Source organism: Mycetocola saprophilus (assembly GCF_000718085.1).
In the GTDB taxonomy this organism is placed as follows: Bacteria; Actinomycetota; Actinomycetes; order Actinomycetales; family Microbacteriaceae; genus Mycetocola; species Mycetocola saprophilus.
The window spans coordinates 19,946-39,899 of record NZ_JOEC01000007.1; the positions used below are offsets into that span (position 1 = coordinate 19,946).

Annotated in this window: 18 protein-coding genes; 13 read left to right on the forward strand and 5 right to left on the reverse strand. The window is 67.5% G+C overall.

The annotated features are described in order from the left end of the window. Positions 1–77 precede the first annotated feature (77 nt). Positions 78–491 carry an NUDIX hydrolase gene (locus IE92_RS0115920; protein WP_030149487.1) on the reverse strand — a complete coding sequence of 138 codons (414 nt, stop codon included), beginning with the start codon at positions 489–491 and terminating at the stop codon, positions 78–80. Between the two features lie 109 nt (positions 492–600). Between IE92_RS0115920 and IE92_RS0115925 the strand changes: the two genes are divergently transcribed. The 6 genes from IE92_RS0115925 (at position 601) to IE92_RS18810 (ending at position 6,033) form a co-directional block, all read left to right on the forward strand. Beyond that, positions 601–1,983 carry a glycine--tRNA ligase gene (locus IE92_RS0115925; RefSeq protein ID WP_030149488.1) on the forward strand — a complete coding sequence of 461 codons (1,383 nt, stop codon included), beginning with the start codon at positions 601–603 and terminating at the stop codon, positions 1,981–1,983. A 143-nt stretch (positions 1,984–2,126) separates the two neighbouring features. Continuing rightward, the gene (locus tag IE92_RS0115930; protein ID WP_030149489.1) at positions 2,127–2,522 is read left to right on the forward strand and encodes a hypothetical protein; all 396 of its coding nucleotides are present in this window, start codon (positions 2,127–2,129) and stop codon (positions 2,520–2,522) included. Next, positions 2,515–2,913 (forward strand): phage holin family protein, encoded by a 399-nt coding sequence (locus IE92_RS0115935; RefSeq protein ID WP_030149490.1) that lies wholly within the window; start codon positions 2,515–2,517, stop codon positions 2,911–2,913. The genes IE92_RS0115930 and IE92_RS0115935 overlap by 8 nt, the downstream gene beginning before the upstream one ends. Then, positions 2,900–3,136, forward strand: a complete 237-nt coding sequence (locus tag IE92_RS0115940) for a DUF3618 domain-containing protein (RefSeq protein ID WP_030149491.1) — start codon at positions 2,900–2,902, stop codon at positions 3,134–3,136. The genes IE92_RS0115935 and IE92_RS0115940 overlap by 14 nt, the downstream gene beginning before the upstream one ends. A 171-nt stretch (positions 3,137–3,307) precedes the next feature. After that, positions 3,308–4,090 carry a uroporphyrinogen-III synthase gene (locus IE92_RS0115945; RefSeq protein ID WP_030149492.1) on the forward strand — a complete coding sequence of 261 codons (783 nt, stop codon included), beginning with the start codon at positions 3,308–3,310 and terminating at the stop codon, positions 4,088–4,090. Positions 4,091–4,179: 89 nt separating this feature from the next. After that, positions 4,180–6,033 (forward strand): hypothetical protein, encoded by a 1,854-nt coding sequence (locus IE92_RS18810; protein ID WP_051702070.1) that lies wholly within the window; start codon positions 4,180–4,182, stop codon positions 6,031–6,033. 65 nt (positions 6,034–6,098) lie between these two features. On the opposite strand, the gene IE92_RS0115955 is transcribed toward IE92_RS18810, so the two are convergent. The 3 genes from IE92_RS0115955 to trhO form a co-directional block, all read right to left on the reverse strand. Then, a complete protein-coding gene (locus IE92_RS0115955; protein WP_030149494.1) occupies positions 6,099–7,088 on the reverse strand; it encodes an MDR family oxidoreductase in 990 nt (329 codons plus the stop codon). Between the two features lie 120 nt (positions 7,089–7,208). After that, a complete protein-coding gene (locus IE92_RS0115960) occupies positions 7,209–8,168 on the reverse strand; it encodes an L-lactate dehydrogenase (RefSeq protein ID WP_030149495.1) in 960 nt (319 codons plus the stop codon). Then, positions 8,165–9,067, reverse strand: a complete 903-nt coding sequence (gene trhO, locus IE92_RS0115965) for an oxygen-dependent tRNA uridine(34) hydroxylase TrhO (RefSeq protein WP_051702071.1) — start codon at positions 9,065–9,067, stop codon at positions 8,165–8,167. Before trhO ends, IE92_RS0115960 begins: the two co-directional genes overlap by 4 nt. A 205-nt stretch (positions 9,068–9,272) precedes the next feature. On the opposite strand from trhO, the gene IE92_RS0115970 reads away from it, so the two are divergent. The 4 genes from IE92_RS0115970 (at position 9,273) to IE92_RS0115985 (ending at position 15,424) form a co-directional block, all read left to right on the forward strand. Next, positions 9,273–10,079, forward strand: coding sequence for an enoyl-CoA hydratase/isomerase family protein (locus IE92_RS0115970; protein WP_030149497.1), 807 nt, complete (start codon positions 9,273–9,275; stop codon positions 10,077–10,079). Next, on the forward strand, positions 10,076–10,903 hold the full coding sequence (locus IE92_RS0115975) for an SDR family oxidoreductase (RefSeq protein WP_030149498.1): 828 nt from the start codon (positions 10,076–10,078) through the stop codon (positions 10,901–10,903). The genes IE92_RS0115970 and IE92_RS0115975 overlap by 4 nt, the downstream gene beginning before the upstream one ends. A 6-nt stretch (positions 10,904–10,909) precedes the next feature. Beyond that, complete coding sequence (locus IE92_RS0115980) at positions 10,910–11,491, forward strand: thioesterase family protein (RefSeq protein ID WP_030149499.1); 582 nt, start codon at positions 10,910–10,912, stop codon at positions 11,489–11,491. Positions 11,492–11,680: 189 nt separating this feature from the next. Further along, complete coding sequence (locus IE92_RS0115985; protein ID WP_051702072.1) at positions 11,681–15,424, forward strand: proline dehydrogenase family protein; 3,744 nt, start codon at positions 11,681–11,683, stop codon at positions 15,422–15,424. Between the two features lie 87 nt (positions 15,425–15,511). Here IE92_RS0115985 and IE92_RS0115990 read toward each other — a convergent pair whose 3' ends face one another. Next, positions 15,512–15,880, reverse strand: coding sequence for a GntR family transcriptional regulator (locus tag IE92_RS0115990; RefSeq protein ID WP_030149501.1), 369 nt, complete (start codon positions 15,878–15,880; stop codon positions 15,512–15,514). 96 nt (positions 15,881–15,976) lie between these two features. Here IE92_RS0115990 and IE92_RS0115995 point away from each other — a divergent pair, with 96 nt between their 5' ends. From IE92_RS0115995 to IE92_RS0116005, 3 genes are all read left to right on the forward strand, one after another. Continuing rightward, on the forward strand, positions 15,977–17,464 hold the full coding sequence (locus tag IE92_RS0115995; RefSeq protein WP_030149502.1) for a glycosyltransferase family 39 protein: 1,488 nt from the start codon (positions 15,977–15,979) through the stop codon (positions 17,462–17,464). A gap of 102 nt (positions 17,465–17,566) precedes the next feature. After that, positions 17,567–18,313 carry a polyprenol monophosphomannose synthase gene (locus IE92_RS0116000; protein ID WP_030149503.1) on the forward strand — a complete coding sequence of 249 codons (747 nt, stop codon included), beginning with the start codon at positions 17,567–17,569 and terminating at the stop codon, positions 18,311–18,313. Between the two features lie 19 nt (positions 18,314–18,332). Continuing rightward, positions 18,333–19,832, forward strand: a complete 1,500-nt coding sequence (locus IE92_RS0116005; RefSeq protein WP_030149870.1) for a glycosyltransferase family 39 protein — start codon at positions 18,333–18,335, stop codon at positions 19,830–19,832. The last annotated feature ends 122 nt before the right edge of the window (positions 19,833–19,954 follow it).

A 19,954-nucleotide genomic window follows, 5' to 3' on the forward strand; every position in this document is an offset into this window, starting at 1 on the left:
CGGCGCGGCCGGGTTCTCATCACGACTGCGATCCATGTTAGCCGGGACTTCGTGGAGTTCCCAGTGCGCCCGGATCGCTAGTCGATCAGGCCGTCCCGGTGCAGGACGTGCAGCAGATCGGCCCCGGCGGGCGGGCAGCGGTCGGCATCGGCCAGGCGCACCCAGTGCAGCTCGCTCACCTCGGCGCTGGGGACCGGCTCGTCCAGCAGCTCGCCGCTGAAGATGGTCATCGCGACCAGGCGACCCTCGGGTTCCCCGTGTGCCTGCAACGCCAGACGGTGATAGATCGCCAGCGAATCCGGGTCGACCCGGGCGCCGACCTCCTCAAAAACCTCACGAATCACCGCGTCCCGCGGGGTCTCACCCGAATCGATCTTGCCGCCGGGCAGAAAATAGACGTCTCGGCCCCGGGCGGTGACCATCAGCAGGCGGCGGTGGCGGACCAGCGCGAAGGCGGCAACCTGAATATCGGGGAGTGTGGGGTGACTCATGGCATCAATCCTAGAACGGCAGCGGACACCGGCCCGGAAAGTGGGTAAACTTAGGCCCTAATGCCCGGCACCCGGTCGGGTTATCTTTCAGCACACTTCAGGAGCCACCGTGGCAGCCAGCCGTCTCGATAAAGTCATCGCCCTCGCCCGTCATCGCGGATTTGTCTTTCAGGCCGGTGAAATCTACGGCGGATCCCGCTCCGCCTGGGACTACGGCCCCCTCGGTGTGGCCCTCAAGGAGAACATCAAGCGTCAGTGGTGGAAGTCCATGGTTCAGGGACGCTCCGACGTGGTGGGCCTCGACTCCTCGGTGATCCTGCCCCGTAAGGTCTGGGAGGCCTCGGGCCACGTTGAGGTCTTCTCCGACCCGCTGGTCGAGTGCACCTCGTGCCACAAGCGCTTCCGCGCCGACCACCTGGAGGAGGAGTTCGAGGAGAAGAAGGGCCGCGCCCCCGAGAACGGGCTGGACGACATCGCCTGCCCGAACTGTGGCACCCGTCACGCCTGGACCGAGCCCAAGGCCTTCTCCGGCCTGCTGAAGACGACCCTCGGCCCGGTTGAGGACGAGTCCGGCATGCACTATCTGCGTCCCGAGACCGCCCAGGGTATCTTCGTGAACTTCGCCAACGTGCTGCAGGCCTCGCGCCAGAAGCCGCCGTTTGGTATCGGCCAGATCGGTAAGTCGTTCCGTAACGAGATCACCCCCGGTAACTTCATCTTCCGCACCCGCGAGTTCGAGCAGATGGAGCTGGAGTTCTTCGTGGAGCCCGGCACCGATGAAGAGTGGCACGAGTACTGGCTGAACGAGCGCATGAACTGGTACACCGGCCTGGGGATCAAGGCCGAGAACCTGCGCTTCTTCGAGCACCCCAAGGAAAAGCTCTCGCACTACGCCAAGCGTACCGTGGACGTGGAGTACCGGTTCGGATTCTCCGGCAGCGAGTGGGGCGAGCTGGAGGGTGTGGCCAACCGCACCGACTTCGACCTCAAGACCCACTCCGAGGCCTCGGGCAAGGATCTGTCCTTCTTCGACCAGCCCAAGAACGAGCGCTGGATCCCCTACGTGATCGAGCCCGCGGCCGGTCTGACCCGCTCGCTGATGGCCTTCCTGGTGGATGCCTATGACGAGGAGGAGGTCCCCAACGCCAAGGGCGGTGTGGACACCCGCACCGTGCTGCGTCTGGACCCGCGCCTGGCCCCGGTCAAGGTCGCGATCCTGCCGCTGAGCCGCAATGAGGCCCTCTCGCCGCTGGCTCGCGAGGTGGCCGCCGAGCTGCGCGAAACCTGGAACGTGGACTTCGATGACGCCGGTGCAATCGGTCGTCGTTACCGTCGCCAGGACGAGATCGGTACCCCGTACTGCGTGACCGTGGACTTCGACTCGCTCGAGGACAAGGCCGTGACCGTGCGTAACCGCGACACCATGGAGCAGGAGCGCATCGCGATCGCCGACCTGTACCTGTACTTCGCCGAGCGCCTGCGCGGCGCCTAGTCCTCACCAACAAAACACCGCTTCATTCCCCAACGGGAATGGAGCGGTGTTTTGTTTCCAAAAGTCTTTTGAGACATTCTTCCCGACGTATCCGCAACCACGCGCTACGCTGGTGAGTATCGAATCGAGCAGAGGGAGACACGATGCGAGGCAAGATACTCTTCGTTACCGGACTGGCCGCGGGCTACGTCCTGGGGACCCGTGCGGGCCGTGCGCGCTACGAACAGATTAAGAGCGGGTGGCTGAGCGTCTGGAATGCCGCCCCCGTGCAGAACCAGGTGGAGAAGGTGGAGACCTTCACCAAGGCGCGGCTGAGCGAGATCCCGGGTCTGCTGCTGACCGGTGTTAAGAAGGTGGCCTCGGCGATCGCCCCCGAGGAGTCTGCTCCCGAGACTCCCGCCGCGAAAAAGCCGGCCGCCGCCACGAGCGCACAGCCCGCCGCCAAAAAGCCGGCCGCAAAGAAGGCCGCGTCGAGCAAGAGCACCGCCAAGGGCGGGGCCGCCAAGAGCTCCACCAAGAAGTCGGCCGAGAATGAGTGAGCCCACTAAGCGCTCCCTGATCGGCCTGATCTCGGACCTGCCCGGACAGATCGTTGACCTGATTAAGGCCGAGATCGAGCAGCTCAAGGTCAAGGCGATCCACGTGGGGAAGAACGCGGGGATCGGGGCGGTCTTTGTGATCGTCGCGCTGATCTTTGTGTTCTTCGCGGTGGGAACCCTGGTAGCCGTGATCATCCTGGCCCTGGCCCTGGTAATGCCCGCGTGGCTGGCGGCGCTGATTGTTTTTGTCCTGTTCCTGCTTACGGCCGGGGTCTTCGGGCTGCTGGGCTGGCGCTCATTCAAGCGAATCAGCGATGAGCAGGGTCCGATTGAGGGTGTGCGTCGAGACATCGATGCGCTGAAGGGAACCGGTGATTATGACCGTCGATAAGACTCCCGAGGAGGCGCGCGCGGAGCTGGTGGCCACGCTGAACGCCCTGGAAGACAAGCTCAACGTGCCCAAGCGCGTGGGTGGCGCGGTGAACCGCGGCAAGAAGAAGCTCAAGGAATTCAGCACCGAGAACCCCGGCGGCGCACTGGGCGTGGCCGCGGCCGCAACCGTGACCGTGGGGCTGGCCGCCTGGGGTATCGTGCGGGCGCTTTCCCGGCGCTAAAACCGCGGGTTTACTCGGCGTTTTGCGACGGGGGACCCCGGGCGATTTCGGATCCGGCCGGAACCGGACGATGATGGTAGTGTGAGGTTCGTTTTCCTCCCCGAGCCGTGCCACCCGATTGGGCGTGCGCGCGCGCCAATAAGTTTGACGAAGGTAGCAACGAGTTTTCCGATGAGCACTGCAGGATCTTCCTCCAAGCCGTTGACCGGCTGGCGGATTCTGGTGCCCCGGGGTGGCCCCTGGGGTGACGGAGTCGCCGCCGAACTGCGCCGTCGAGGCGCCACCCCGGTCATCGCGCCGATGGTGAACTTTGCCCCGACCGACAACCCCGAGGCGCTGGCCAGCGCCCTGGAATCGCTTCAGGCCGGCGCATTCGACTGGCTGACGCTGACCAGCGCCACCACCGTGGATGTGCTCTATGCCCACCGGGTGCGGGTGCCCGCACACACCAAGATCGCCGTTGTCGGCGAGACCACCGCGGCCGCCGCCCAGGCGGCCGGCTTTGTGGTCACCCTGGTTCCAGCCGAGGACAACTCGGCCACCGGCATGGCCCGCGAGCTGCTCGCGCGTGAACCCGAACCGCGCCGCTTCCTCACGCTGCGCGCCGCCAATGCCGAACCCGTGTTGACCCGTGGCCTGGTGGCCGCCGGACACAACGTGGAATCGGTCATGGCCTATCGCACGGTGGGCGAGCCGGTCTCGGAGAAGGTGATTGCCGATGTCCGCAGTGGCCGCATTAACGCCCTCCTGGTGACCTCGGGCAGCATCGCCGATCAGGTGGCCACGCAGTTTGGGGAGATCCCGGACTCAACCCTGATCGCCGCCATCGGCCCACGCACGGCCGGCGACGCGGCGGCCGTGGGCCTGCGGGTTGACCTGGTGGCCGGCGAACAGACGGTTGCCGCGCTGCTGGATGCCGTGGTCACCGCCGCCGAGGACGGACACGGCGTTTAGATCGCTGTGGTAATTCTCCAGCCGGGGAGTTATCACTTTGTGAGGTGTCTTCGGCCCTTTTTTCAGGTGAAAGGGGCAAACTAGAGGGTATGGCTAGCCTTCTCCTGCACCCCGATCGACTGGAAGTGAAACTGACGGCGGCGGAAAAGGCCCTGGCGCTGCGCAAAGACAACGTGGTGATCCCGCGTGACGCGATCCGAACGGCCTCGATCACCGAGGATCCGTGGGTCTGGCTCCGTGGCATTCGCTCGCCCGGTTGGTATGTTCCGCTCACCATGGCCGTGGGCCGGTGGAAATTTAACGGCGGCATGGACTTCCTGGTGATCCGCGGCAGCCGTCCCACCATCGTGTTTGAGCTTGAGGACGCCGAGTACTCGCGTGTGGTGGTCACCACCAAGCATGCGGCGGCACTGGTCGCGGCCCTGGGCCTGGACGACGGCGATGCCGCGCGCGCCCGGCGCAAGAGCGCCGCCGCGCTGGAAGCCGAGAAGCGGATCGAGGCAACCCGGGCTACCGAGGCCGACATCGTGGCACTGCTGGAATCCGATATCGAGGTGAACCCCCGCACGGTGACCGGTGTGCGTCCCGCGCTGGTGCGCAAGCTGATCGAGCGTAAGGCGGAGGGTGTAGACCTGCGCGCCGTGCTCGAGGAGGAACACGCCGCCCGCAAGGCCGAGGCAGAGCGGATCGCCGCCGAGCGTGAGGCCGCCCGCAAGGCCGCCAAGAACCCGTTGGCTCGGGTGACCCCGATCCGCAAGCGTGCCCCGAAAAAGGCCGACCCGGACGCGACTCCGGCGGCCAAGGCCAAGGCCAAGCCTGCCGCCGCGAGTAAGTCCGCGGCTGCGAGTAGGCCTGCTTCGGCGAGCAAGGCCACGGCTAAGCCTGCCGCCGCCAAGCCCGCCGCGAGCAAGGCCGCGGAAACTAAGCCTGCCGCGAGTAAGCCTGCGGAAACTAAGCCTGCCGCGAGTAAATCTGCGGAAACTAAGCCTGCCGCGAGTAAGCCTGCGGAAACTAAGCCTGCCGCGAGTAAGCCTGCCGCAAGTAAATCTGCCGCAAGTAAATCTGCAGAGACGAAGCCTGCCACGACCAAACCGGCGGCGACCAAGCCCACCGCAAGCAAGCCCGCGGAAAAGGCTCCGGCGGAAAACCCGGCTGCTGCGAAGTCCTCGACCACGAAGGCTCCCGCGGCCAAGGCATCCGCCGCCGCGAAGGCCGCGACCGCACCGGCGGCGAAGTCCACCCCGGCCAAGCCCGCAGCGCGTAAGGCAGAGGACGGGACCGAGACCGCGGCTCCGGATTCGGCTGCACCCGCGAAGACCTCCGCTACAAAGCCCGCCACCGCGAAGCCGGCCGCCGCGAAGTCCGCCTCCGCGAAGTCCACCGCGGAGAAGACCGCCGCGGAGAAGACCACCGAGGCGAAACCGGCTGCCGCGAAGGCTCCCGCCGGGAAGTCGTCGGCGGCCAAGCCCTCGGCGAGCACGGTTTCGGCTTCCGAGACTCCGGCCACCAAGACCTCGGCGGCGAAGACCCCGGCCGCGAAAGAGTCGGAGATCACGGCACCTGCCGCCAAGTCGTCTGCGGCAAAGACTACGGAGGCAAAGACTCCGGAGGCAAAGGCTCCGGCGGCTAAGCCTGCGGCAACCAAGTCCTCGGCGGCGAAGACCTCCCCGGCGAAGACCTCCCCGGCGAAGTCTGCCCCCGCGAAGGCCGCCCCCGCGAAATCTGCGTCGGCAAAAACCGCCTCGGCTTCCGAGCCGAAGCCCGCCACCGCGTCGGGATCAACCGCCAAGGCCACCCCCGCAGCCAAAACCACGCCCGCCTCGAAGCAGGCCCCGGCGGCAAAGGCCACCCCGGCGGCAAAGTCCACCCCGGCCGCCAAGAAGCCCGTCGCGAAGAAGTCAGCCGCGGGCACCGAAGAGCCCGAGGCCGACGCTCAGAAGTAAGTGGTCCACAAGAAAAACGAGGCGAAACCCCACCAGGGGGTTACGCCTCGTTTTGTCGGAACGCGCTAGGCGTCCACGTCCACCACCGTGCGCCCGCGCAGCTCGCCGCGCAGAATCGCGGCTCCCGAGGCGCCCACATCGGCCATCGGAATGCTGCGAGTCAGCGAGTCAAGCAGATCTAGGTTGAGGTCCCGGGCCAACCGCTGCCAGGCGCGCTCGCGCAGCTCCCGCGGCGTAAACACCGAGTTGATCCCGATCAGGTGCACCCCGCGCAGAATAAAGGGCAGCACGGTACCGGGAAGATCTGGCCCCTGGGCCAGCCCACACACGGTGGCCAGTCCGCGATAGTTCAGCCGCGCCAGCGCGTTGACCAGGGTGTGGCTTCCCACCGAATCCACCACCGCCGCAAACTCCTGCTTCTGCAGCGGGCGTCCGGGCTCGGAGAGCTCGGAGCGGGGGATGATCCGGTCGGCACCGAGGTTGCGCAGGTAGTTGGACGCGGTGTCCACCCGTCCGCTGGCGGCCACGACCTCGTAGCCGAGCTCGGCCAGCAGCGCGATCGCGATACTGCCCACCCCGCCGGCGGCGCCGGTCACCAGCACCGGACCGGCACCGGGCTCCAGTCCGGCATCCTCGAGCGCCAGTACCGACAGCATTGCGGTGAATCCGGCGGTGCCGATCGCCGCGGCGCGGAAGTTGCTGATCTGCTGCGGAACCGAGATCAGATCGGCCCCGTTGACCCGCGCAAACTGCGATAACCCGCCGTGCCGGGTCTCGCCGAGCCCGGCACCGTTGAGGAGGACGCGTTCGCCGGGCTGCCAGAGGTCCAGGTCGGATTCGACGATGAATCCCACCAGGTCGATTCCCGGAATCATCGGATACTCCTTGAGGATTCCGGGTCGTCGCTCCAGCGCGAGCCCGTCCTTAAAGTTGATTCCCGAAAACTCGATTCGGACGAGGGTGTCGCCCTCGCCGAGCTGGTCGGTGGTGGTGTCTCGAAGTTCGGCACTCTCGGCGGAGACCCACCAGGCATGAAACGATTCGGATGCACTCATACCTCCACCCTAACCAGTCGCCCTCGGTCCCGACAGGGGTGGCTGGGTCGGGGTGGGCCCCCACGCAACATGCCCGGCCACTTCGCGAGGAGGTGACCGGGCATGTGGAGCGGGGGAACGCTAGTGGGTGTCGATACCCAGCGCCCGAATGCTCTGGTTCAGTGCGTCCGCCGAGGCGCGGAAGTGGGCGGCCTCGGAGTCGTTCATCGGCACATCCAGCACCCGTTCCACGCCGTGCTTGCCCACCACCACCGGCACGCTCAGGGCAACCCCGTCCACGCCGTTATAGTCATTCAGCACGGTGCTCACGGTGAGAACCGCCTTCTCATCGCGCAGGATCGCCTCGACGATCCGGGCACCGGAGAGACCGATCGCGTAGTTGGTGGCACCCTTACCGGCGATGACCTTATAGGCCGAACCGACAACCTCCTCATGCAGGCGGGCGCGTTCGGTCGAGTCGAAGACCAGTTTGCCGGTCTCATCGGTCCACTCCAGCAGCGGGGTCGGGCCGATCTTGGCCTGGGACCACAGCGGGAACTCGCTATCGCCGTGTTCGCCGATGATCGCCGCATGCACGCTGGCCGCCGAGACCCCGGCCCGCTCGGCGATCAGCCAGCGCAGGCGTGCCGAGTCCAGCAGGGTGCCCGAGGAGAGGATGCGTCCGGGCGGGAGATCCACGATGCCCTGGGCCGCCACCGTCAGCACATCACACGGATTGGTCACCAGGATAAAGACCGCGCGTGGGGCGAGCTCCACCAGCTTGGGGAGCAGGTCACCCAGGATGCGGGCGTTGGTTCCGGCCAGATCCAGGCGGGTCTGGCCGGGCTGCTGCTTGGCGCCGGCGGTGATGACAACCACCTTGGCGCCGGCCACGGCCTCGATATCGCCGCCACCGGTGATCTTTCCGGCCCCGGTAAACGGGGTTCCGTGGGCCAGGTCAAGCACCTCGGCCTCGGCCTTGGCGCGGTCCATGTCGTAGAGCACGATCTCGCGTGCGGATCCCCGAATCAGGGCGGCATAGGCGAGGGAGGAGCCCACGCTGCCGGCACCGATGATGGCGAGCTTGGAATTTTCGATCATGCGAGTACTCCGGCGTGGGTGGGACAGTGGACGGGGGCTTCGGTGTGCGAGTCGCAGGCGACCAGCTGCGCGCGGCAGCTGGGATCCTCACAGTTGCGCATCTCCGAGGTTGCGGTTTCGCACACCACGCAGTGGCCGATGCGGGCCGCTCCGGGGGCGAAGTCGATCGATCCGCGGGCATCGAACACGTAGAGTGAGCCCTCCCACAGGCCGTCGTTTCCAAACTGCTCGCCGTAGCGCACGATGCCGCCCTCGAGCTGGTACACCTCGGTGAATCCGCGGTTCTTCATCAGGCCCGACAGCACCTCGCAGCGGATACCGCCGGTGCAGTAGGTCACGATGGGGGTGTCCTTGAGGTGGTCATAGCGACCCGATTCCAGCTCGTCCACAAACTGACGGGTGTTGCTGACATCGGGAACGATCGCGTTTTTGAAGCGTCCGATCTCGGCCTCGAAGGCGTTACGTCCGTCGAAGAAGACGGTGTCCTGGTGTTCCGCCACAAAATCGTGCAGTTTGTCCGGGGCGATGCGTCCGCCGCCGCCCTGAATGCCCTCGGCGGTCACGGTGAGCTCTCCCGGGGCACCGAAGGACACGATTTCCTCGCGCACCTTCACACTCAGCTTGGGGAAGTCCAGGCTCTGGCCGTGTTCGTCCAGGCCCGTGCCGTCGGACCACTTGACGTCGAGGTTTTTGAACGCCGGGTACTCGCGGGTCGCGCGCAGATAGCGCTTAACCGCGCCGATCTCTCCACCCACGGTGCCGTTCATGCCGTCCTTGGACAGCAGAATTCGCCCGCGCAGCCCGAGGGATGCGGCCAGGTCGCGCTGCCAGAGGCGGATCGCGTCGGGGTCGGGGAGGGGGGTGAAGACGTAGTAGAGCAGGATCTTCGTTTGGGCCATGATTCCAGTTTAGTCGGGCGTACCGGACCGTCCGCCGAGTGCCTTGTAGGAAGCGCACAAGCGTGCATCGGGGTTGGTTGGGGACGCTCGCCGATTGTGCACAATCTCCGTGGGCTTCGTGGTCGGGCGGTCTATGCTCGGGGCATCCACTGATCGCAACGAAGCCATCGCATGCGCACCCGGGAGGGGCGCTCAGGAGGTCGCAATGACGCAGCACCACAACGATCCGATTCGGCTGGAGGTGGCCGAGGGCATCGCCCGGATCACCCTTAACCGCCCCGAGAGACTGGGGGCCATCAACCGGGCGGCCGCGCTGGCCTGGCGCGAAATCGCCGGGGAGGTCGCGGGCAGGGGAGACGTGCAGGCGATCATCCTCGACTCGATCGGTCCGGCCTTCTGCGCCGGCGGAGACGTCCTGGAATTTGCCACGCTGGCGCGTGAGGGCGGGACCACCATCGCCGAGCTGGCCGATGTGATCCACGACGGTCATCGGCTGCTGACCTCCGCCCCGATCCCCATCGTGACCGCCGTCCAGGGCGCCGTGGCCGGGGGAGGCCTCGGGTTCATGCTGGTCGGGGACTACTTGGTGGCCTCGGAGAAGGCCCGTTTTGTCTCCAGGTACGCGGATATCGGGCTCACGCCCGACTGCGGGGTGAGCACGCTGCTCCCCGAGGCCATCGGGATGCGCCGGGCGCTGGAGATGGTGCTGACCGACCGCAGCCTGGACGCCGAAACCGCCCGGGACTGGGGTCTGATCAACGAGGTGGTTCCCGCCGAAGACCTGGCATCCCGGGCCGAGGCCGTGGCCGCCCACTGGGTGTCCGGGGCCAGCCTGGCGTTCGGCCAGGCCAAACGTCTGCTGCGCACGAGCGCGGGTCGAGACTTCCAGGCGGGGCTGGACGATGAGGCCACCACGATCGGCGACGCCTTCTCCCGCACCGAGTCCGCCGAGCGGATCGCCGCCTTTGCCGCCCGTTCCCATGCCAAAACCGCACCGAAGGAGTCCGCATGACCCGCACCCTCACAAACCGCACCATCCTGATGTCCGGCGGAAGCCGCGGGATCGGGCTGGCCATCGCGCTGCGCGCCGCGGCCGACGGCGCCAATATCGTCCTGTTGGCCAAGACCGACACCCCGCACCCGGCCCTGGAGGGCACGATTCATACCGCCGCCGAGCAGATCCGGGCGGCCGGCGGACGGGCGCTCGCCGTGGTGGGGGATGTGCGCAACGATGAGGACGTGGAGCGCGCGGTGGCCGCGGCGGTGGCCGAGTTCGGGGGGATCGATATCGTCCTCAACAACGCCTCGGTCATCACCCTGGCCGGCAGCAAGGACCTCAGCCCCAAGCGCTACGACCTGATGCAGGACGTGAATACCCGGGGCACCTTCATGCTCAGTCGCGCGGCGATCCCCGCGCTTCTTGAGTCCTCGAACCCCCATATCCTCTCGCTGTCCCCGCCCATCAATCTGGATCCCAAGTGGTTGGGTCCGCACATCGGCTACACGCTGGCCAAGTACGGGATGTCGCTGGCGACCCTGGGGTTTGCCGCCGAGTTTGCCGGGCAGGGGGTGGCCGCCAATACGCTGTGGCCGCGCACCACGATCCAGACCGCCGCAGTCAGCAATGTCCTGGGAGGCGAGGAACTCATGCGTCGCAGTCGCACCCCGGAGATCTACGCGGATGCCGCCTACCTGGTGCTGACCAGTGACGCGCGTGGGCTGACCGGCCGCTCGCTGATCGTCGAGGATGTGCTGGCCGATCACGGCATCACCGACCTGGAAAAGTATGCCCCCGGGGTGGACCCCGCGGACCTCTTCCCCGATATCTTCCTCTAGGACCCCATGCACCTCATCTTTCGCACCCTGCTGGTGATGCGGGCAGCCCGGCGCGGCCTGGCGCGCGGGAAAACCCTCGGTCACCACGACGTGGGTCGGATTCGGCTGCGCACCCTGCTCACCGATCTCGACATCCTGCGCCACATGAATAACGGCGTCTACCTGTCGATCTTCGACCTGGGCCGACTGGATCTGATGATTCGCTCGGGCATGTGGGCGGTCATGGAGAACAATGGGTGGTACGCGGTGGTGGTCAACCAGACGGTTTCGTATCGTCGCTCGTTGACCCTGGGGCAGCGTTTCACGGTCGAGACCCGGATCATCGGCACCGACGAGGAGGCGGGGTATATCGAACATCGCATCGTCGTGGATGGCCAGGTATATACCCGGGCGCTCATGCGGGCCCGTTTCATCCGACGCAGCGGCGGCACGGTCACCCCGGCCGAGTTCATGGCGGCCACCGGCGTGACCGAGGCCACCGAGCCGCTGCCCGAGTGGATCGCCGACTGGCGCGACGCGGTTGCGTTGCCCCGATCGCGGGCCGATGCGCCGAGCACCTGGCCCGGGGAGTGGCCCGGGCCCGCGTAACGGGTGCGACCCGGTGGGGTTGCCTGGAAGTCGCGTGGAAACCGTGGGGGTGTTCCTCATGCCATCCGATCCGGCGAGGGTCATGGGTGCGAGTGCGTTGTCCGGGGGTTGCCTGGAAGAACCGTGGAAACTCCGGGGCGTCCGTCGTGCCGCCCGATCCCCGCGCTCCCAAGGGCGTAGTCTCGGGGTATGGCCGATCGCACCCCCGCCACCGACACCGACTACGACCGTCTCGCACGAGAGTCCGTAGCCCTTGCCCGGGAATGGGTGCTGCGTGCTGCAAACGCCCCGATCCGTCCCGAGGCCGCGCGCGCCGAGGCGCTGCACGGTGACCCCGGTGCGCTGGCCCTGGTCACCCACCTGCTGGATGACGTGGTGCGCCCCGAGGGCGGTTTTGTTGCCGGTGCCGCGCTCGCCGCGCTGAACGTGCCGACCCCCGCGGGCCCCCCGGTTCCGGCCCAGCCGGCCGGGACCGATGCGGCCCCCGTGGTGGAACCCGTCCCCTCTCTGACCACCCGCCAGCGCACGGCCCTGCGGGTGGGCGCGCTGCTGGGACCGGGGCTGCCCGCGTTAACCCTCCCCAGCGTGCGCAAGCTCACCCGCGAACTCACCGAGCACCTGGTGATCGAGGCCCCCGATGCCGAGCTGCGCGAGAGGTTTGCGGCGATCCGCACCCAGGGCGTTCAGCTGGGGGCGCTGCCGATGGGTGCCGCGGTCCTGGGGGATGACGGTGCCGCCCGTGCCCTGGACCGTCTCTCGGCGCTGGCCCACCGCGACGATGTGGACCGCGTGAGCGTGCGCGTGGGTGACCTGATCACCGATGCCTCCCCGTGGGCCTTCGACCCGGCTCTCGAGACGATTACCGGCCGAGTTGCGGCACTGATCGCCTCGGCAACCCGCACCGCCGGCACCCTGGTGGAGCTGGTGGTGGAGGACTATCGCGAGCTGGATCTCACCCAGGCGGTGGTGATCCGTCTGCTTGCCGACCCGGCCCTGCGTGCCTACCCGCTGAGCATCGCCCTGCCGGTCTCGCTCCCGGACGTGCTGGAGAGCGTGACCGCGCTCTCGGATCACGCGAGTGCCCGGGTGGCGGCCGGCGGAGCGCCGCTGGGCATCCGGCTGAGCGCGGGCGACCGGGTTCCGGATGAGCGGGTCACCGCGACCCTCACCGGCTGGCCCGTGGCCTCCTACCCCACCGTGCAGGAGGCCGAGGCCAACCTCTTCCGCGTGCTCTCCTGGGTGTGCACCCCCGAGCGGATGCACGCGCTGCGGGTGTGCGTCTCGGTCCCGAACCTGTTTGACCTGGCCTTCACCCTGCTGCTGGCCGCCGAGCGCGGCGTGAGTGACGCGCTGGAATACGCGCTGCCGCTGGGCGTGCTGCCGCGCTATACCGGTCTGCTGCAGACGGTCCTGGGCCGCCTGACGCTGCTGACGCCGGTGGTGGCCGAGAAGCACCTCGCGGATGCGGGGGAGTACCTGGTGCGCACGCTGCGTGAGTTCGAGGATGACGGATTCCTGGGAGCCTCGAGCCACCTGGTTGCCGATCCGGTCCTGCTGGATCGCGAAACCGAGCGTTTCCGTGCGGCCGTGCGTCAGCTGCGCACCGAGCGTCGTCACCTGCCCGAGCCGCGCCGTACCCAGAATCGCGAGAGTGAGTGGAGCGTGGAGCCGCGGGCGGAGAGCGTCCAGCTGATCACCGATCAGCCCGAAACCCCCGACTCCTTCAATCTGCCCACCGAGGCGCTGACCCGGACCCCCGTGGAAGAGGCGGGTATGACCGAGCAGGTCTTGCGCCTGTCCCGGCACGCCCAGCCCGAGTCACCGTTCGACTCGGTCCGGATCTTCGACTCGACCACGATCGCCCCCACCGTGCAGACGGCCCATGGCGCTCCCGGCTTCGGCCTGGCTCCGGACACCGACCCGTCCCTGGCGGCCAACCGGGCGTGGGCGAACCGGATTCGTGCGCGTGCACTCGAGAGCACCCTGGGGACCGAGACCAGCGAGGCCGCGACGATCCGGAACCCCGAGGAAATCGCGGTGGTGCTGGCCGATGCCGCCCGCGCCGCCTCCACCGTGGTACTGCGGGCCGCTGCCGACCGGGCGGCGCTGAGCCGGCGGATCGGCTTCGCGCTCGCCGCCAACCGCGACCGCCTGCTGGAAATCGCCGTGCACGAGACCGGCACCCTGCTGCCAGATGCCGACCGCGAAGTCAGCGATGCGATCGATCTCGCCCACTACTACGCCGCCACGGCTCGGGAACTCGACACCCTGCGCGGGGCACGGTTCGCCGCCCCGGGCGTGATTTTGGTGGCCGGGTTCTCGGCGTCCCCGATCGCCGATCCCGCGGCCGGGGTCATCGCCGCGCTCGCCGTGGGGGCGGTGGTGGTGCTGCATCCGGCTGCGCACGCCCGTCGTAGCGCCGCGGTGCTGGCCGAAAGCCTGTGGGAGGCCGGGGTTTCCCGCGATCAGCTGCGCCTGGTCACGATCACCGATGCGGAGACCGAGCGCGCGCTGGTCATTCACCCGGTGATTTCCCGCGTCCTGCTGCGCGGCGATCACGCCGCCGCCGAGCGGTATCTCGACTGGAAACCCGATCTCGATCTGCGCGCCGAACTTCCGGGTAAAAACACCATTATCGTGATGCCCAGTGCCGATCTGGACCAGGCCGTTGCACAGATCGTGAGTGACGCGTTTGGCCGCGCCGGTCAGCTGCGTGAGTCCGCCAGCCTGGTGGTTGTCGTGGGCTCGGCCGCGCGGAGCGAGCACTTCCGACACCAGCTGGTGGATGCCACCAGCTCGCTCGTCTCGGGTGCGACCGAGAGCGCCGCCACGACCCTGGCACCCCTGGCCAGCCCGGCCACCCCCGTTCTTGCCACGGCGCTCGCGGATCTGCCCGGCGCCCAGAGCTGGCTGCTGGAGCCCCTCCCGCTGCCAGAAGATGGCCGGAACTGGCGTCCCGGGATCCGCGAGGGCATCGAAAACGGTGCCGAGTTCCAGCGGCAGATCATTCAGGGACCCACCATGGGCATCATGCGGGCCACCACCCTGCGTGAGGCGCTGCGCTACGTCAACGCCACCGGTGGCGGACGCCAGGCCGCGCTGCACACCCGCGACGCCGAGGACCTGTCCGAGTGGCTGGAGCGGATCGACGCCGGATCGCTGCATGTGAACCGCCCGATGACGGACCTGCGTGTCCAGCGTCAGCCCGGTGCCGCCCACGGTGCCGCCCGCCGCGGCCCGGGTGCCGCGCCCGGTGGTCCCAACCACCTGATCGCGCTGGGTGACTGGGTACCCGACGCCGGAACCTCCAGCTCCACGCTGCACCTGCGCGGCCTCGACTCCCGAATCCGCGGACTCATCGAGGCGGCCCAGCCCACGCTGAGCTATGACCGTTTCGACCTGCTGCGCCGCGCGGCGCTGTCGGACGCGATCGCCTGGGGCACCGGTTATGGCGCGGTCCAGGACGCCTCCGAACTCGGGATCGAACGCAACCTGCTGCGCTACCGCAGCGTTCCGGTCGCGATTCGGGCCGGGGAGAATGCCGAACTGGGCGAGGTTCTGCGGGTGATTATCGCCGCGATGCGGGCCAAATCTGCGTTTACCGTGAGTCTCGCGGCGGGTGTTCCCGCCGGGGTGCGGCAGGCGCTGGGTGGCCTGGGTGTCGTGATGTCGATCGAGAGCGATGCCGAGTGGATCGTCCGATTCCTCGGTGCGGACACCCCACCCTCCCGGGTGCGACTGGTGGGACCGCTGCGTGCCGATCTGCGAACCGAGCTGATCCGCGTCGCCGGCACCGCCGCCCCCTCCGTCTATGCCGGTGAGGTGACCGCCTCGGGGCGGGTGGAGCTGCTGCACTACCTGCGCGAGCAGTCCATCTCGATTGCGGCACATCGCTTCGGACGCCCCGACAACTGGAGCGACGACGTCCTCTAGTCCTCGGACGCCGCATGCTTCGAGACCTCTGGAGCGTTGGGGTCTCTAACTCCTGGCGGCCGCATGCCTCGGGACCGCCGGAGCTCCCTACTGCTCGGCGGCTAGCTGTGCCAGCGCGGCGTCGAGGGTCTCACGCACCTGCGCGTCGGTGACCCCCAGCTGACGCGCCCGGGTCACCAGCTCGTGGGTGAGTAGTTCGATCTGCTGGCGCGAGGAATCCCCGGCGGCGGCAATCACCGACCCCGAGCGTCCACGGGTCTCGATGATCCCATCCTCTTCGAGCCGGCGGTACGCCTTGGCCACGGTCCCCGCGGCCACCTGAAGCTCGGCCGCCAGCCCGCGCACCGTGGGAATCCGAGTCCCGGCGGGCAGGCTGCCGTCCAGCGAACCGGCCACGATCTGCGCGCGGATTTGCTCGAACGGAGGGGTTGGGTCCTGCGGGTCGATTCGCACCATGCCGAAAGCCTAGCCGGTGGCCGCGCCGCGCGGGGGAATGGGCCGCACAGTGCCCTCCCAGTCATGATCCCCGACAATGGAACAATGGGGACCGTTATGCCTGCCACGTTAGCGCGCGTTCCGCGCACCGTTTTTGCCCTCACCGTGGGCGTAATTGCCGCACTCATCAGCATGATCGGCTCCGCCGGCGCCAGCTACTGGGGGGATGAGGCCGCGAGCGTCATGTCCGCGACCCGTCCGCTGCACACCCTCTGGCCCGTGCTGGGCAACGTGGACGCGGTCCACGGCCTGTACTACGTGTTCCTGCACGGCTGGATCGACATCTTTGGTGCCAGCGAGTTTTCCACCCGCTTCCCCTCCGCCCTGGCGGTTGGTGCGGCGGCCACCGGTCTGGTTTTGCTTGTGTGGCGGATGCACGGTCCGCGGCTGGCCATCGCCGCGGGGTTGATCTTCGCGATCCTGCCCCGCGTCACCAATATCGGCAGCGAGGCGCGCGGATACGCGATCGCCGTCGCCGGTGTGGTGTGGGTGGTGTACGGGCTGGTGTGCCTGCTGGAATCCTCCAAGAAGCACCGCGGACTGTGGTGGCTGTGGGCCGTGGGCCTGGCCATCACCTCCACCGTGTTTATGTACTCGCTGCTGATCCTCCCGGTGGTGGGACTCTGGCTGCTGCTGGATCCCGCCCGGGGCGCGCGCCTCTGGCGCACCGTGCGCTACGGAGCCCTGGCCGCCGCGCTCAGCCTGCCCATCATCGTGATCGGCTATCTCGAGCGTGGCCAGATCGAGTTCCTCGGCAACCGTCCCCCCGGGGTCAACGGCGTGCTGGTGACCCAGTGGTTTGGCAACATCAACCTGGCGATTATCGCCTGGGCGCTGATCCTCGTGGCCATCGTCAACATCGTCTTGCGGATGGTCGCCAAGGCGGACGTACGCCTGCCGCTGCTGGCCCTGATCTGGACCGTGCTGCCCCCGGTCATCCTGGCCCTGATCAGCATCTTCTCCCCGAGCTACTCGCAGCGTTACCTGAGCATGTGCACCCCGGCCGTGGCGATCCTGATCGCCTGGGGGATCCGCTCCATCGCGGTACGCCTGCAGCCCAAGCTGTTCGGGCAGATCCTCGGGGTGGCACTGGTGCTGTCCCTGGCGGTCACCGGATACTCCTCGTACGCCGCGCAGCGCGGACCCAATGGCAAGGACGGCAGCGACCTGCGCCAGATCGCCGAAACCATCGGTGCCCAGGCGAAGCCCGGTGACGCGGTCGTCTTCAACGGCGATATCCGTCCCTCGCGTAAGCCCCGACTGGCGCTGCGGCTCTACCCCGAGGACTTCACCGGAATCCTGGACCCGGGTCTGAAGAAGTCCTACGTCAAGACCGCGCACCTGTGGGACGAAACGTACGACGCGGACAAGACCACGGTCCCCGCGGAGGTCGACACCGTCTGGTACGTCATCAGCGGCTCGGACAAGACCAAGCGCGAAAAGGCCGATCTGGCCCACCTCAAGGAGCAGGGTTTTGACGTGGTGGACAAGACCACGCTCAAGCGCAGCTGGGTCCTGCAGCTGGATCGCGCCGACGCACAATAGGCGGCGTAAATCGCGAGTCGTCACGATTTGCGGTGATACTGGTCTCCGGGGGTTTTCTTCGGATCCCCCGATTTTTGACTTTTTAACCCTGAAGGAGCACGGATGTCCGTCCGGACCGTCGTCATCATTCCGACCTACAACGAGCTGGTGAACCTCCCGCTGATTGTGGGCCGTGTGCGCGCGGCAACCCCCGAGGTAGACATCCTGGTTGTGGACGACAACTCCCCGGATGGCACCGGAACCCTGGCCGATGAGATGGCCGCCGCAGACTCCCACATCCACGTGCTGCACCGCACCGGCAAGGAGGGCCTCGGTGCCGCGTATAAGGCCGGATTCGCCTGGGGCTTCGAGCACGGCTATGAGCGGATGATCGAGATGGATGCGGATGGATCGCACCAGCCCGAGCAGCTCCCCGCCATGCTGGCCAAGGCCGATGAGGGAGTGGATCTGGTCATCGGATCCCGCTATGTGCCCGGCGGCAAGGTCGAGAACTGGCCGCTGCACCGCCTGATCCTCTCCCGCGGTGGCAGCACCTACGCCCGCATCATGCTGAAGCTTCCCGCCAAGGACGTGACCGGCGGGTACCGCGTGTTCAGCGCTCACGCGCTGCGCGAGCTGCACCTCGAGGACGTCCAGAGCGCCGGCTACAACTTCCAGGTCGACATGCTGTGGCACGCACACCGCGCCGGGCTCTCGATCGCCGAGGTGCCGATCACCTTCGTCGAGCGGGTGCACGGCCGCTCCAAGATGAGCGGCAACATCGTGTTTGAGGCCATGTGGCGAGTCACCGTCTGGGGCTTCTCCGAGCGCTTTGGTAAGGGTCGCGCCGCGCGCCGCGCCGCCAACTAACCTCCTCATGCGAGTGCCCGTGGCTACTCGGCACCTCCTGACCGCGATCGGTCTGGGCGTGCTGGCCACGGGCATTTCTGCTTTCCGCTCGGGCACCCCGTCGTTTTGGGCGGATGAGCTTGCCAGCGTGCTGGCGGCCCGGCGCTCGCTTCCTCAGCTGTTTGACCTCTTCGGGCACGTGGATATCGTTCACGGCGTCTACTACCTGCTGCTGCGGGTATGGACCGACGTGTTTGGGATCGGCGAGTTTGCCGTGCGCTTCCCCTCGGCCCTGGCCATCGGTGCCGCGGCCGCCGGACTCTGGATGCTGGTTGCCCGGCTCTCCCGGCCCGGGATCGCGACCCTGGCCACGCTGATCTTCGCGATTCTGCCCCGCGTCACCCTGATCGGAACCGAGGGGCGCGGGTTCGCACTGGCCCTGGCCCTGCTGGTGTGGGCGATTCTGCTGTTGGTGGTGCTGCTGGAGCGACCCACGGTGCGCCGACGCGACTGGGTCTGGTGGTCGGTGCTGGTGGCCGCTGGGATCGCGGCCTTTATGTACACCCTGCTGGTGTGGATCGCGGTGTTCGCCTGGGTGTGGTGGGTGCATCGCGAAAAGCTGCGGACGCTGGTGAGTTGTGGTGCGCTGGCGGTAGTGATCGCTTCGCCGGTGGTCATCGGCGGGATCCTGCAGGCGGGGCAGATCGGCTGGGTGGATAACACCGGAATCTCATTCGACTCGGTTTTTGTGACCCTGTGGTTCGGCTCACCGCTCCTGGCCGGCGTCGGCTGGGTGCTCATGCTCTGCGCGGGAATCACCGTGCCGGCCGCGGTGCGTACGCATGGGGGAGGGTCTGAACGGGCACTCCTGTTGCTGGCCACCGGCTGGGCGCTGGGTCCACCGCTGCTGCTTCTGCTGGTGAGTGTCGTCTATCCCACCTTTGTCCCGCGCTATCTGGCGCTGGGTACCCCGGCCGTCGCCATTCTCATCGCGCTGGGTATTTCGGCGGCGATTCGGTTCGTCCTGCGTCCGTTCATCGGCACCGCGGGAATGGCGGCGCCGCGCACCCGTGTACCGAGGGCCATTCTGGGGAGCCTGGCAGTGCTGCTGGTCGGAGCTCTCGCGCTGCCCGGCTATCTGGATCAGCGTGCGCCCCTGGCTAAGGGTTCGGACGCCCGTCAGGTTGCCGAGTACATCGGTGCCCACGCACGGTCGGGGGACAGCGTCGTGTTTGACCTGGACCGGAATCCGGGTGCGAGCCCGCGGCGCGGCCTCAGCGTGTATCCGGAGCACTATGCGGGACTGCGCACCCCGGGGGTTGTGCATACCTACCTCGAACTCGGTGGGTACAACGATGAGGTGCTTCCGGTGGCCGATACCGTGATCGACTCGGAGTCACACGTGCTCTGGCTGGTTGTGACGCAGCCGCAGCGGGAGCGACGCGCCCAACAGAACATTGCCGCACTGGCCGCCCAGGGGTTTTCGCCCGCGGGTGAGCACATCCTCGGTCGCAGCGTCGTTGTGGAGCTGCGACGCTAATCCGCGGTTTTCCGCGGAAGTGTCGTTCCGACACGCCACTATTCGGCCTCGATTTGCCCGTTCTGTGGAACCTGCGTAAAGTAATACTCATCACCCCAAAGGTGCGGCAAGCGAAAAGCGGC

What these genes read in the sequence shown, in the direction of transcription:
- IE92_RS0115920 (WP_030149487.1), bottom strand. Translation starts at nt 491, where the DNA reads ATGAGTCACCCCACACTCCCCGATATTCAGGTTGCCGCCTTCGCGCTG.
- IE92_RS0115930 (WP_030149489.1), top strand. Translation starts at nt 2,127, where the DNA reads ATGCGAGGCAAGATACTCTTCGTTACCGGACTGGCCGCGGGCTACGTC.
- IE92_RS0115935 (WP_030149490.1), top strand. Translation starts at nt 2,515, where the DNA reads ATGAGTGAGCCCACTAAGCGCTCCCTGATCGGCCTGATCTCGGACCTG.
- IE92_RS0115940 (WP_030149491.1), top strand. Translation starts at nt 2,900, where the DNA reads ATGACCGTCGATAAGACTCCCGAGGAGGCGCGCGCGGAGCTGGTGGCC.
- IE92_RS0115945 (WP_030149492.1), top strand. Translation starts at nt 3,308, where the DNA reads ATGAGCACTGCAGGATCTTCCTCCAAGCCGTTGACCGGCTGGCGGATT.
- IE92_RS18810 (WP_051702070.1), top strand. Translation starts at nt 4,180, where the DNA reads ATGGCTAGCCTTCTCCTGCACCCCGATCGACTGGAAGTGAAACTGACG.
- IE92_RS0115955 (WP_030149494.1), bottom strand. Translation starts at nt 7,088, where the DNA reads ATGAGTGCATCCGAATCGTTTCATGCCTGGTGGGTCTCCGCCGAGAGT.
- IE92_RS0115960 (WP_030149495.1), bottom strand. Translation starts at nt 8,168, where the DNA reads ATGATCGAAAATTCCAAGCTCGCCATCATCGGTGCCGGCAGCGTGGGC.
- trhO (WP_051702071.1), bottom strand. Translation starts at nt 9,067, where the DNA reads ATGGCCCAAACGAAGATCCTGCTCTACTACGTCTTCACCCCCCTCCCC.
- IE92_RS0115970 (WP_030149497.1), top strand. Translation starts at nt 9,273, where the DNA reads ATGACGCAGCACCACAACGATCCGATTCGGCTGGAGGTGGCCGAGGGC.
- IE92_RS0115975 (WP_030149498.1), top strand. Translation starts at nt 10,076, where the DNA reads ATGACCCGCACCCTCACAAACCGCACCATCCTGATGTCCGGCGGAAGC.
- IE92_RS0115980 (WP_030149499.1), top strand. Translation starts at nt 10,910, where the DNA reads ATGCACCTCATCTTTCGCACCCTGCTGGTGATGCGGGCAGCCCGGCGC.
- IE92_RS0115985 (WP_051702072.1), top strand. Translation starts at nt 11,681, where the DNA reads ATGGCCGATCGCACCCCCGCCACCGACACCGACTACGACCGTCTCGCA.
- IE92_RS0115990 (WP_030149501.1), bottom strand. Translation starts at nt 15,880, where the DNA reads ATGGTGCGAATCGACCCGCAGGACCCAACCCCTCCGTTCGAGCAAATC.
- IE92_RS0115995 (WP_030149502.1), top strand. Translation starts at nt 15,977, where the DNA reads ATGCCTGCCACGTTAGCGCGCGTTCCGCGCACCGTTTTTGCCCTCACC.
- IE92_RS0116000 (WP_030149503.1), top strand. Translation starts at nt 17,567, where the DNA reads ATGTCCGTCCGGACCGTCGTCATCATTCCGACCTACAACGAGCTGGTG.